11 protein-coding genes and 2 pseudogenes are annotated in these 11,724 nt (G+C 74.1%); 6 read left to right on the top strand and 7 right to left on the bottom strand.

Annotated features, from left to right (window positions below; all coding sequences use genetic code 11):
* The 3 genes from FM076_RS02580 to FM076_RS02570 form a co-directional block, all read right to left on the bottom strand.
* Positions 1–852: SigB/SigF/SigG family RNA polymerase sigma factor (locus tag FM076_RS02580; RefSeq protein WP_173868325.1), on the bottom strand; the 852-nt coding region annotated here is incomplete at its 3' end.
* A 153-nt stretch (positions 853–1,005) separates the two neighbouring features.
* Entirely contained in the window at positions 1,006–1,407 is a 402-nt protein-coding gene (locus FM076_RS02575) for a hypothetical protein (RefSeq protein WP_173868324.1), read from the bottom strand.
* A 128-nt stretch (positions 1,408–1,535) separates the two neighbouring features.
* Positions 1,536–1,781, bottom strand: coding sequence for a DUF5133 domain-containing protein (locus tag FM076_RS02570; protein ID WP_173868323.1), 246 nt, complete (start codon positions 1,779–1,781; stop codon positions 1,536–1,538).
* Between the two features lie 406 nt (positions 1,782–2,187).
* On the opposite strand from FM076_RS02570, the gene FM076_RS02565 reads away from it, so the two are divergent.
* From FM076_RS02565 to FM076_RS02555, 3 genes are all read left to right on the top strand, one after another.
* Complete coding sequence (locus FM076_RS02565; RefSeq protein WP_173868322.1) at positions 2,188–3,429, top strand: FUSC family protein; 1,242 nt, start codon at positions 2,188–2,190, stop codon at positions 3,427–3,429.
* A 65-nt stretch (positions 3,430–3,494) separates the two neighbouring features.
* Positions 3,495–3,842, top strand: coding sequence for a PadR family transcriptional regulator (locus FM076_RS02560; protein WP_173868321.1), 348 nt, complete (start codon positions 3,495–3,497; stop codon positions 3,840–3,842).
* Positions 3,839–4,807, top strand: coding sequence for a hypothetical protein (locus FM076_RS02555; protein WP_173868320.1), 969 nt, complete (start codon positions 3,839–3,841; stop codon positions 4,805–4,807). Before FM076_RS02560 ends, FM076_RS02555 begins: the two co-directional genes overlap by 4 nt.
* 546 nt (positions 4,808–5,353) lie before the next feature.
* On the opposite strand, the gene FM076_RS02550 is transcribed toward FM076_RS02555, so the two are convergent.
* Complete coding sequence (locus FM076_RS02550; protein WP_173868319.1) at positions 5,354–5,623, bottom strand: hypothetical protein; 270 nt, start codon at positions 5,621–5,623, stop codon at positions 5,354–5,356.
* Positions 5,624–5,839: 216 nt separating this feature from the next.
* On the opposite strand from FM076_RS02550, the pseudogene FM076_RS32905 reads away from it, so the two are divergent.
* Positions 5,840–6,034 (top strand): annotated as a pseudogene (locus FM076_RS32905) (amidase family protein); the annotation flags it as partial.
* Between the two features lie 165 nt (positions 6,035–6,199).
* Positions 6,200–6,325 (top strand): hypothetical protein, encoded by a 126-nt coding sequence (locus tag FM076_RS34575; RefSeq protein WP_274598779.1) that lies wholly within the window; start codon positions 6,200–6,202, stop codon positions 6,323–6,325.
* Positions 6,326–6,520: 195 nt separating this feature from the next.
* On the opposite strand, the pseudogene FM076_RS02540 reads toward FM076_RS34575, so the two are convergent.
* Positions 6,521–6,820: pseudogene (locus tag FM076_RS02540) on the bottom strand (glycosyltransferase family 2 protein); the annotation flags it as partial.
* A 163-nt stretch (positions 6,821–6,983) separates the two neighbouring features.
* The gene (locus FM076_RS02535) at positions 6,984–7,346 is read right to left on the bottom strand and encodes a hypothetical protein (RefSeq protein ID WP_173868317.1); all 363 of its coding nucleotides are present in this window, start codon (positions 7,344–7,346) and stop codon (positions 6,984–6,986) included.
* Between the two features lie 421 nt (positions 7,347–7,767).
* On the opposite strand from FM076_RS02535, the gene FM076_RS02530 reads away from it, so the two are divergent.
* Positions 7,768–9,258, top strand: coding sequence for an MFS transporter (locus FM076_RS02530; protein WP_173868316.1), 1,491 nt, complete (start codon positions 7,768–7,770; stop codon positions 9,256–9,258).
* Between the two features lie 84 nt (positions 9,259–9,342).
* Here the strand turns inward: FM076_RS02530 and FM076_RS02525 are convergent, their stop codons facing one another.
* Positions 9,343–11,430, bottom strand: a complete 2,088-nt coding sequence (locus tag FM076_RS02525; protein ID WP_173868315.1) for a prolyl oligopeptidase family serine peptidase — start codon at positions 11,428–11,430, stop codon at positions 9,343–9,345.
* Positions 11,431–11,724 lie beyond the last annotated feature (294 nt).

Raw genomic sequence — 11,724 nt, 5'->3', positions numbered from 1 at the left:
CGCCGCGAACCCCTGGCGCAGGCGCGTCAGCAGACGGGTCAGCAGACGTGACACGTGCATCTGGGAGACGCCGAGCCGCTCGCCGATCTCCGCCTGGGTCAGCTCGTCGACGAAGCGGTAGTGCAGCAGCCTGCGGTCGCGCTCGTCCAGGTCGGCGATGAGCGGGGCGAGGGTCTGGAAGTCCTCGACCTGGTCCAGCGCGGCGTCGCGGGTGCCGATGAAGTCGGCCAGCGACGCGTCGTCGTCGCCGTCCTCGGACAGCGCGGCGTCCAAGGAGGCGGTGGTGTAACCGTTGGACGCCTTCCGCGCCTCGATGACCTCGCTCTCCGGCAGCGACATCAGCGCCGCCAGCTCCGCGACCGTGGGCTCCCGCCCCAGCCGGGAGCGCAGCTCCTCCCCGGCCCGGGCGAGTTGGACACGGGCCTCCTGGAGGCGGCGGGGGACGTGGACGGCCCAGGTGGTGTCGCGGAAGAACCGCCGGATCTCACCGACGATGTAGGGCACGGCGAAGGTCGTGAAGGCCACGTCGCGGGAGACCTGGAAGCGGTCGATGGCCTTGATCAGCCCGATGGTGCCGACCTGGACGATGTCGTCCATGTCGTCACCGCGGGAGGAGAACCGCGAGGCGGCGTACCGCACCAGCGACAGGTTCATCTCGATGAGCGTGTTGCGCACGTACTGGTACTCGGCGGTGCCCTCTTCGAGCTCGTCCAGCCGGGCGAGGAACCGCTGGGTGAGTTCGCGCGCGTCCGTGGGGGAGACGCGCAGTGGTTCGACGAGGCGCTCCCCGGACTCGGGGGCGGTTACACCTGTCCCCACACCTCCATGTGCGACAAGGCCCGTCACGGTCATACTCGTCTGCCTCCCCAACGTGTTCACGTTCCACCGGTGTGTGCGCTTCTGCCCCTGGACATCAGGGATATGCGGGTTCACACTCCGTGCGGACCTGCGTGGTGCCGTGTCCGTGGCCGGCGCCCCGGCCCTTGAGCGTCCTTCCCTGACTGGTCACCGGGCCGTCACCGCGGAAGCCGCCTCGTCCGGCCCGCGGTGGCCCAGGTAGGCGTCGGTGCGCACGTCGAGGGGCACGCGGGTCTCCAGATAGGCGCGCAGCGCGGCGGCCGCCTCCGCCCGGGGGACGGGGAGTCCCGTGGAGTCCCGCGCGGCGCGCAGCACGTCGGTGACATCGACGGTGGGCAGCCCGCACCCCCGGCCGTAGGCGCGGTCGGCGGCGCGCCGTGCCCGGCGCACCGCTTCCGCCACGGCGTCCTCCAGGACCGCGTGGAGGACGCCCGGGGCGACGGCCGCCGGGCGGTCTCCTCTGCCGGGCGCCCTCAGATCCCTCGCCCGTGTCCCGCCGGTACGGGCGGAGGGGGTCCGGGTGCTCGTCGTGTGTGCCGTGCTGGTCATGGTTCGCCTTTCCGTTCGTGCTGTGGGTGGTGCCCCGTGGACGCGGAGGGGCGGGTGGTGCCGGCTGCGGGCCGAGGGTGACGGGGCGGCCGGCCGGGACGGAGGCGTCCGGATCACCTTCCGGCGGATCACCTTCCGGCCGGGAGGACACTACTGCCGGACCGGGCCTCGGACGCCTGGGTGCCGGACAGTTGGCGGCGGGCCTCGGCCAGCGCGGCGGACACCTCACGGGTGCCGGTGGACACGCACAGGGTGTAGGAGACGTCTTCCAGCCGCTGCCGGGACCGCGGGGTGCGCTCGGCGGCGTCGAGGGCGCGGAGCGTCTCGTACCGGGCGAGCAGATCGGCCAGGACGGTGGGATGAGCCATGAGCACGGCGGGTTCCTTCCCTCGGGCACTGCCGGTGACAGTCACGGGAAGGCATCACGGCACGCCACCCGGAGGTGGCCGTTTCCGGCCTCTCCCGTGGAAGTGCCTGATTCCCTAAGCACGTCGCTCATGCGTCTAACCGGCCCAAAGGGACACCAAACCGCAGACGCCTGTGAGTGTGGCACTTCCCACACCTCCGGCGCGCCGAGTGCGGCGTGCCGGAGCCGCTTCCCGTGCCACGGCGGGAAATCCCTCGCTGCGCGCGGGAGTGTCGCCCGCGCCGGTGCGGCTCCGGGGCAAATCATCGAGCGCGTCCCCCCGCGAACGGGGGCACCACGTCCAGTGTCTTCGCCGGAGCCGTCGAGCGCGGAGCGCGCTCACGCCGATGACGCGAGGGAGGAGAGTCACCCGGATGAACGAGAAGAAGGGCGGGCCGCCGTCGGTGCGGGAAGGACCACCGGGCAGGAGTGAGCGAGGGGTCGCGTCCCAGGCACCGCTGGCCCGCGCCCGGCAGTGGCTGGAGCGGGCCAAGGGCTCGGCAGGGTATGAGCGGCACACGATCGAGTTGATCGTCAAGAGCGCGCTGGCGGCCACCGCGGCGTGGTTCGTCTCGCACGATCTGATGGCGGCGCGGTCGCCGGCCTTCGCCCCGTTCTCCGCCGTGCTCATCATGCAGGTGACGGTCTATCAGTCGCTGGTGCAGGCGCTGCGCTATCTGGTCGCCGTCGTCGCCGGGGTGGCGGTGCAGGCCGCGCTCGGCTTCCTGGCCGGGCCCGATCTGCTGACCTTCGTCCTGGTGGCGCTGATCGCCATGATCATCGGCAGGTGGCGGCGGCTGGGCTCGCAGGGGACCCAGGTCGCCACGGCGGCGTTCTTCGCGTTCTCCACCTACGCGGCCTCGACGGGGAACCTCCAGCGGATCGAGCAGCTCGGCCAGATCGTCGCCCTGGTCGGGATCGGCTGCGGCATCGGCGTCCTGGTCAACGTCACGATCCTGCCGCCGATGCGCTACCGGGGCGCCGAGGAGGGCGTCCGCACCCTGGCGCACGCGCTGTGCGACTTGCTGAGCGACATCCATCCCGCGCTGCGCGAGGAGGAGATGGACGAGGAGCGCACCGCCCACTGGCGGCAGCGGGCCGCGACCCTCGGGCCGATCACCAGTCAGGCGCGGGCGGCGTTCGACACCGCCGTGGAGAGCCGGTACTACAACCCCCGCCGGCTCCTTCCCGGCAACCGGTACCGCGACTTCACCGGCTACCGCGAAGTGCTCGACGCCCTCGAACGCGTCACCTACCAGGTCACCTCGCTGACGCGCACCCTGCACCACTGGCCGCAGGAGGAGGACGGAGAGGAGTGCAGGAGCTTCCTGCGGGACTACGCCCACCTGCTGGAGGCGCTCACCGAGATCACCCGCCGCTTCAGCGAGATCCGCGAGGAGACGCTGCCGGCCCAGGCCAGGGAGCTGGGGCGGGCGGCCCGGGCGGCACAGGAGCAGCGGGCCCGTCTGGTCGAGCGCACCCGCGAGACCTCCCTCCCCCTGGGCGATCCCACCCGGCCCTACGGAATCCTGCTGGCCGAGGCCGCCCGCCTGATGGACGAGGCCCAGCACTCCTGCGACGTGCTCCGGCACACCGTCGAGGACGCGGAAACGTGAGGGGATGAGCGAGCTGCGGGGGGCGGCGGAAACACATATGACGGTGAACGATATATATAGGTGTCATGAGTGATCGTTCGATGCAGGAACCCACCCTGCTCATCCTCACCGCACTCGCGGACCGCCCCCGGCACGGCTACGGCCTCATGCAGGAGATCGCCACGATCTCCGCGGGCCGCTACCGGATGCGCACCGGCACCCTCTACGGCGCACTGGACCGGCTGTTGGGCCAGAACCTCATCGCGGTGGACAGGGAAGAGATCGCGGACGGCCGGGCCCGCCGCTTCTACACGCTGACCGGCCAGGGGCGCGCGGCCCTCACGGCCGAGGCCGAGCGGCTGCGTTCGGTCGCCGCCGAGGCCGAGCGCCGGCTGCGCGCCCCCAGGCCCCGCCTCCAGGGGGGTGCGGCATGAGCACCGAACCCACCCGGCTCCCGTTCCCGGTGCGGCTCTACCCCCGCGCCTACCGCGAGGCCAACGGCGCGGAGACCGCCGCCACCTACGCCGACGCCACCGCCCGAGCGAGCCTGCCCGCACGGATCGCCGAGGGTGCGGGCATCGCCGCACACGCCCTGCGGATGCGTACCGGCCTCGGCTCCGACCGCCCCTTCCCGCAGGCCGCCGCCCTGGCAGCGCCGCTCGTGGCGGCGGTCGCGGCGGGCCAGAGCGCGGCGCAGCTCCTCCGCCTCCCGCACACCTCACCGCCAGGCACGCTCGACGGCCTGCACCAGCTCGCGGGCATGAGCGTCCCCGGCGCCTGGATCACCGGCCTGCTCTGGTGCCTCCCCCTGCTCGCCGTCCTCGCCGGACGGTGGACGGCGGCCAAGGTGTTCGGCGTCCTCGCGGCGTCCGCCGTGGCGGCCGCCCGGCTCGCCTGGTTCCTGCCGCGCGTGGCCGAGGTGCAGTTCGACCAGCTCGCCTCGCTGCTGCTGGAGGTCGGCCTGCCCCAACTCCTGTGGGCCTTCCTGCTGGTGGCCGCCCCACGCGACCTGCTCGACACCTCCCCGCCCGGCCGCGCCACGCTGCCCGTGGCGGCGCTGGCCACCTATGTCACCGCCGCCGTCGGCTGGCGGCCCGGCCCGCTCGGCGTGCTCGTCCTCGCGGGCGCGGTGGTCGCCGTCGCGCTGGCGTTCACCCGCCGGGAACGGCTGTACCCGGTCGCGGTGCTGCTCGCCGTCCTGCCGGTGCTGCTCGTCAGCTACACCTCACAGGTGACGCTGTGGTGCTGGAACGCCGGCCTCTCCTACGACGCGACCGTCGCCGTCACGGCCCTGCCCCTGGCCGCCACCGTGGTGGGCATCCTCCTGCTGAACCGCCGCCGTGCCCCCGACGTCCAGCCTCCGGCCTCGCCTCCACCCGCTGACACCGTGACCTTCTGACACCCGCCCGCCCCGCCGCGCGGACACCGCGGTTCACCGCAGGGCGGGGAGGAGAATTCCGTCGGAGCGATCTCGTTCGGTCCACGGGACGCTGGGCCGGGACGAGTTGCTCACCGCTGCTCGTCCCCGGAGGCGTGCTGCTCTTCCTCGACTTCCAGGGACCGCACCGCCGCACGGCCCGGCCCCGGAACGGGTCGGGGGGCGGCGGCCCCGGAGGGGGGTACGGCCGCGCCCGGAAAGGGCGGCCGTACCCCGCGGCTGCCCGGGTGGCCAGGACAGTCCGGGAAGCCGGGTTACCCGTCGGGCGCGGTTCACACCCGCGTCATCGGGACGTACCCCGGACAACTCTCCGCGTCGGCGGGGAAGTTCACCAAAGAGGCTTTCCGCAGAGGTCCTCCGTGAGGGAGGTTCTCGCCGCCGGAGAGGTTCTCCGTGCGCGGGAGGTTCTCCGTGCCGGAGAGACGACTGCCGGAGCCGTTCGCCGCGTCGGTGAGGCCGCCCTGGCCGGCGCCGCCGTACCGGGCCGTCCGGTGCTACTCGGCCCCGCTACTCGGCCCCGCTGCCGGTCCCGCCGCCCCGGCGGCTCCGGCTGATCAGGGCACCGCCCGCGACGACCGCGCCGATGGCGACGACCTTGGCCGCGCCGTGGAGCATGGTGACATCGCCCTCCGGGTCGAAGCCCCCGAGGAAGAGGAACAGCGCGGCACCGAGCCCCAGCACGATGAGGACGGCCCCGCCCACCGGTCCGAGACCGGCCCACCAAGGGGCGTCCGTCGGTATGGGGGTCTCGTTCCTGGTTTCGGGCTTCTCGCTCACGTTCTTCGTCTCTCTGTGTGGTCCCCGCCGCGGACACCGTAGGCAAGCGGTGTCCCGGGCGCGGTCGAGCGGGTGGTCCTTGAGAAGAGGCTACCCGGACCGGATCGAGCCAGGACGCCGCGCTCGTGGACCGCCGCCGCGGCGGCCCGGTCCCCGCCGACACCGGTGCCCGGAGCCGAGAGGCCGTCACATTCCCCGCGGAGCACGCGGCGGCGGAGGACGGCGCCATTGACGGCCAGGGGCGCGGCGGCCAGTGACGCCCGGCATCGGCACGGCGGGACCCGCGGCCCGCTCGACGGCATCCCCGTCCTGCTCCAGGACGACGAGAACGCCCGCGACATGCCGACGACGGCCGGCTCGCCGGCACTCGTCGGCGACCCTCCCGGCACCGACGCGGCCCTGGCCACCCGCGAGGCGTCCTCCTGATGGCCGGCAACCACCGGGACGTCGGGTTGTTGTCCCTGGGCGCCGTCGTACTCGGCACCCCGGGCCGCTGGGGGCCACACAAACGAGCGAACCCGGGGACGTGCTGTTCCCGCCGCGTTGCCCACCTCACCGCGTCTCGTTGATAGGACTATGAACGGATTCGAGCAGTGCGAAGAAACGCTTCCTCGCTGGGTGGTCTGGGCCCGGTACGTCCTGCTGGCCATCGCCGTCGGCGCCCTCGCGGCGGCCCTGCTGACAGGCGTGACGAAGGGGTGAGCCGGTGCCGGCCGCCTCGGATGCGGCGGCTGCCGCGTCGTCCTGCCGGTGCCGATCGGGTTGAGGACCTCGCGGGTGGGAGGCCGCCGGTCCGGGGCGGGGGAGCAGGCGGTCGCGGCCCAGCGCCGCACGTCACCGCCCGAGCCGGTACAGCCGGTACCCCGCCGTCGGACGGTCCCGGGCGGGCGGGTGCTGGACCACTGGCGGCCGGCCGAGGCGGGTCATGCGCCACACCGTCGCCCACCGCATCGGCCGGCGGGGCGGACAGGGGGTGCGCACTCCTTCGGCGAAACCGCCCCACCACGCCCGCAGCCCGCCCCACGAGCGGGTGCGGGCGAGGGTGAGGAGCGTCCAGGTGCCCAGGTAGGCGGGGACGAGGGGCAGCGGGAGGTGGCGCTTGGCGAGCCACACCCGGTTGCGTGCCACCATGCGGTGGAAGACCGCGTGGCGGGTCGGTGACGTCCACGGGTGCCGGAGCACCAGACCGGGCTCGTATTGCCGCCGCCCGGCACGATCACCGGCTGTCACACCGTGTGACCGTGAACCGGCCCGGCCCGGCCCGGCGCGGATCCGGTCCGGTGCGGAGGTGCCCTGTCCGGCAGGACCCGGGCGGGTCCCGGCCGGACAGGGCTTGGAACGGGTGAGCGGTGCCGTGGGGTCAGACGCGCTGACAGACGTTGCCGCGGACCCACTTGGGGACGTTGGCGTATCCCGAGGCGTGTCCGGGACGGCCCTTGCACAGGACCCGGATCCGGACGTGCTTGCCCCGGCTCTCGATGACGAAGTCGCCGCGAATGGTGCCGTGCCGGGGGGTGTTGACCGCCTGGCACCTGCTGCTGCCCACCACGGCCCTGTCGTCCCGCTCCAGCCGGTCGCAGACGTAGCCGCGACGGGCCGGGCGTTCGTCGTCGGTGTCGCTGCTCGCGGCCACCGCGGTCGGCACCACGCCGACCAGCGACGTCGCCGCCACCGCGACCACAGCCAGCGCACGCGCGCGGCGTGTCGTCTCCCGCATCGTCATCCTGGTGTCCTTTCGGCCGGCCCTGCCCGCTCCGCCCTCCTGGGGGAGCTTCGGGGCGCGTGCGGTCCGCCGGTGCGGCCGCACAGGAAGTCAGCCAGGGATGTTCCACCGCGGGAGGGCTCCCGCCGCGCGAGTCACTCGATAGCGAGCCGACACCACCCCCACGGTCTCCCCGCCTTGCGCGGGCGCACGGTCCGTGGTCCGGGACGCCCGCCCCGCTCCGGCCCGGGGCCGCTCCCCGGACGGTGCGCCCGGGCCGGCCCATGGACGGTATGTCCGGCCCGGGGCCACGCGCGGTGCCGCCACGGCCCCGGAACCACCGGGTCACCGTGCCGGACCGGCGCCCTAGGGCGAAGGGGCGGGGCGAAGCCGGGACCTTGTCCCGATGCCGCCGGACGCGCCGCCGCGCACGATGGCGGACATGTCATCCACACCGTCACTGTCACCGAGCGCCTCTCCACAGGGGGAGAGTGTCCGCGCTTGGGCGGTCGTCCTGGCTTCCAGCATCGGCCAGTTCCTCGTCGTCCTGGACGTGTCCGTCGTCAACGTCGCGCTGCCCAGCATGCGCGAAGGACTGTCACTGAGCGGCACCGCACTGCAATGGGTCGTGAACGCCTACGCGCTCACCTTCGCCGGCTTCCTGCTGCTCGGCGGGCGCGCCGCCGACCTCTTCGGCCGCAAACCCGTCTACCTCGTCGGACTCGGCCTGTTCACGGCCGCGAGCCTGGCGGGCGGGCTCGCGCAGGACGCGGAGATGCTCATCGCCGCCCGTGCGGTGCAGGGGATCGGCGCCGCCGTCCTGGCTCCCGTCACGCTCTCGCTGCTGACCTCCACCTTCCCCGAAGGCCCCGCGCGGACCAGGGCGATCGCGACCTGGGCGGCCGTGGGCACGGCGGGCGGCGCGGCCGGCGGACTGGTCGGCGGGCTGCTGACGGACCTGCTGTCCTGGCGGTGGGTGCTGCTGATCAATGTGCCGGTCGGTGTCCTCGTCGTCGCCGTCGTCGTCCTGGGCCTGCGCGAGCGGCACGAGCCGACCGGCCGCCGCGGACTGGACCTGCCCGGTGCCGCCCTGGTGACGGTGGGCGTCGCGGCCCTCGCCTACGGCACCGGCCGCACCGAGTCCCACTCCTGGGGCTCCGCCCAGGTGCTGGTCCCGCTGGTGGGCGGGCTGGCGGCGCTCGCCGCCTTCCTCCTGGTCGAGGCGCGCACGGCCGAACCGCTCGTGCCCCTGCGGCTGTTCCGGCTGCGGGCCGTCGCCGCGGGGAACGCGGTGACCTTCGTCGCCATGACCGGCGGCTTCGCCATGTGGTACTTCCTCTCGCTCCACATGCAGAACGTGCTCGGCTACTCCGCCGTCCGCGCGGGCGTCTCCTTCCTGCCGCACACCGCGGGCGTCATCGCCGGCTCGAAGGCCGCGCCCCGGCTGATGGCACGGTTCGGCACCCGCACCATGGTGGCCGCGGGCGGGGTCGTCACCACGGCGGGCTTCGCCTGGCAGGGGTTCGTGCTGACGGCCGACGGCACCTTCCTCGGCACCATCCTGGGACCCGGCATCCTGATGGCCACCGGCATCGGCCTGCTGATGACGCCGCTGACCGACGCGGCGACGACGGGGGCCGCCGCGCGGGAGGCCGGCGTGGTGGCCGGCCTGGTCAGCACCTCGCGGCAGATCGGCGGCGCGCTCGGCCTCGCCGTCCTGGGCGCCGTCGCCGTCTCGGCCACCGCAGCCCACGGCGCCGCGCCCTCCCGCGGGCAGCTCGCCGACGGCTACGCGGCCGCCTACCTGGCCGCCGCGGCCCTCACGGCCGTCTCCGTCCTCCTCGTGGGCCTGCTGCCCCGCACCGACACCCCGCGGCCCCGCACAACCCGGACGCCCACCCGGACCCCGGAGACCGCCGAGGCGACGGTGTAGGAACCCGGATCCGGCCCGGGGCGGGCAAACCATGCCGGGCCCGGCCCCGCGCCACAGGACCGGCCAGGCCCCGGGACGGCAGCCCTACGCCCTCCCGGTGTCCGTACTGCTGCCCGTACCGGTTCCGGTGCGTCGTGGGACGCGGCCCTGCTCGCTCAGGGTGCGCCACAGGAACGTGTGGACCAGTGCCTCGACGAAGGCGGCCTGGTCGTGGTCGGCGGCTCCGGCGTGGCCGCCGCCGGTGTTCTCGTAGTAGTGGACGGGCCGGCCGAGTTCCCGCATGCGTGCGGCCATCTTCCGGGCGTGGCCCGGGTGGACGCGGTCGTCGCGGGTGGAGGTCGTCAGCAGCAGGGGTGGGTATCGGCGGTCGGCGTCCAGGTTGTGGTAGGGCGACCAGCGCCGCAGGTGGGCGCGGTCGGCGGGGTTGTCGGGGTTGCCGTACTCGGCGGTCCAGGAGGCCCCCGCGAGCAGCCGGTGGAAGCGCAGCATGTCCAGGAGCGGCACTTCGGCGACGGCCGCGCCGAACAGTCCGGGGTGACGGGTGAGCAGGGCGCCCACCAGCAGTCCGCCGTTGCTGCCGCCCGCGATGCCGAGCCGGTCCGGCGTGGTGACACCACGCGCCGCCAGGTCGCGGGCGACGGCCGCGAAGTCGTCGAAGGAGCGCTCGCGGTCGGCGCCGAGCGCCGCCCGGTGCCAGGCCGGCCCGTACTCGCCGCCCCCGCGGATGTTCGCCACCACGTAGCTGCCCCCGCGCTCCAGCCAGGCCCTGCCGGTCACCGCGGAGTGGAAGGGGGTGAGCGACACCTCGAAACCGCCGTAGCCGTAGAGCAGAGTGGGGGCCGGGCCCTGACGCCGTTCCGGTCCGACGAGGAAGTACGGCACCCGGGTCCCGTCGGCCGAGACCGCGAAGTGCTGCCGCACGCACAGCCCGTCGGCCGAGAAGCGGGACGGCGCCCGCTTCAGTGTCTCCAGGCCGGGTTCGCCGGCCACCGTCCGGCGGAGGGCGGCCGGCTGGAGGAAGCCGCTGACGTCGAAGAGGATCTCCTCCGCGTTCTCGTCCTCCTCGTCCGGGGCGGTCGCGCTCACGGCGGCCGTGGACAGGGGCGGCACCTCTCCGAGCGGGCTGCGTCTCCAGCCGCCGCCGTCCTGTCGCGGGGTGAGGAGATGCAGGCGGGAGGAGACGTCGGTGAGGGTCTCCAGGACGAGATGGCGCCGGGTGGTCGCGTACCCCTCCAGCACGGTGTTCCCGTCCGGGGCGAACAGCACCTCGTGCGAGCGGTCGCCCCGCAGGAAGGCGTCGAAGGAGAAGGCCAGCAGCGCTCCGGCCGGCCGCTCCAGCCAGGGCGAGCGCAGCCGGACCAGCAGCCACTCCCGGTGGACACTGGCCAGGGCGTCGTCGGGGACCCCGATCCTCACCGGAGCGGCACCGGGCGGGAGCAGGAACCGTTCGCTGCGCCAGAAGTCCCGGTGCCGGACCGCCAGGTCGCGTGCGAACCCGGGGGTGGGGTCGTGCCACACGGTGACGGACACGTCCTCGTGCCGCCCCTCGAAGACGACCGGGGCCTCGTCGAGCGGCGTGCCGCGGCGCCAGCGCCGCACGGTGCGCGGGTAGCCGGACGCGGTGAGCGTGCCGGGGCCGGTGTCGGTACCGACGAAGACGTGGTCCTCGTCGATCCAGCCGACGGAACTCTTGGCCTCCGGGAGCCGGAAGCCGCCCTCCACGAACCGCCGCTTGGCCATGTCGAACTCCCGCACGACGGTGGCGTCCGCGCCGTCCCGGGACAGCTTCACCAGCGCCCTGCTCCGGCTGGGCCGCAGCACCGCCGCACCCGCCCACACCCACGGAGTGTCCTCCGCCTCGGCCAGCGCGTCCACGTCGAGCAGCGTGTCCCAGCGGGGGTGCTCGCGGCGGTACTCCTCCAGGGTGGTGCGCCGCCACACCCCTCGCGGGTGGGCGGCGTCACGCCAGAAGTTGTAGAGGTGCGGGCCGCGCCGCACCACGTACGGGATCCGCGCGGAGTCGTCCAGGACCTCCCGCACCTCTTCGCGCAGCGCCTCGAACCCGGGGTCCGCGGTGAGTTCCGCCACGGTCTCCGCGTTGCGCTCGTCCACCCAGGCGAGCGCGGCGTCGCTCTCGATCTCTTCCAGCCACAGATACGGGTCGTCCTCCATCACACCTCATTGTGGCCCGGGGCCGGGAACGGGCCGCGCCCCGGGCGGGACCGGGCCTCAACCAGGGGCGTACCGCCGCGGTTTACCCGGCCGGGGAGGGTCAACCCGGTGCGGGATGCCGGGCGTTCCCCGTCGCCGTAGCGTCGTTTCCGTGCACGCCGACCGTGCGCACGGGGGAACTCATCACAGGGGGAACACCTATGAACACCCACAGGCGTCTCGCTGTCGGGGCCGCGGCCGCCGCGCTGTGCGCGGTGACCGCGGGCGGGGCCGCGACGGCGAGTGCGAGGCCGG

The sequence above is a fragment of the Streptomyces albus subsp. chlorinus genome (assembly GCF_013302895.1).
GTDB lineage: Bacteria > Actinomycetota > Actinomycetes > Streptomycetales > Streptomycetaceae > Streptomyces > Streptomyces chlorinus.
The sequence above is the reverse complement of the archived record's forward strand: the minus strand, read 5'-3'. Positions and strand labels throughout refer to the sequence as shown.

Bases quoted from the DNA above. Each gene is read 5' to 3' on its own strand.
- FM076_RS02575 (WP_173868324.1), bottom strand. From the start codon at position 1,407: ATGACCAGCACGGCACACACGACGAGCACCCGGACCCCCTCCGCCCGT.
- FM076_RS02565 (WP_173868322.1), top strand. From the start codon at position 2,188: ATGAACGAGAAGAAGGGCGGGCCGCCGTCGGTGCGGGAAGGACCACCG.
- FM076_RS02560 (WP_173868321.1), top strand. From the start codon at position 3,495: ATGAGTGATCGTTCGATGCAGGAACCCACCCTGCTCATCCTCACCGCA.
- FM076_RS02555 (WP_173868320.1), top strand. From the start codon at position 3,839: ATGAGCACCGAACCCACCCGGCTCCCGTTCCCGGTGCGGCTCTACCCC.
- FM076_RS34575 (WP_274598779.1), top strand. From the start codon at position 6,200: ATGAACGGATTCGAGCAGTGCGAAGAAACGCTTCCTCGCTGGGTGGTC.
- FM076_RS02535 (WP_173868317.1), bottom strand. From the start codon at position 7,346: ATGACGATGCGGGAGACGACACGCCGCGCGCGTGCGCTGGCTGTGGTC.
- FM076_RS02530 (WP_173868316.1), top strand. From the start codon at position 7,768: ATGTCATCCACACCGTCACTGTCACCGAGCGCCTCTCCACAGGGGGAG.
- FM076_RS02525 (WP_173868315.1), bottom strand. From the start codon at position 11,430: ATGGAGGACGACCCGTATCTGTGGCTGGAAGAGATCGAGAGCGACGCC.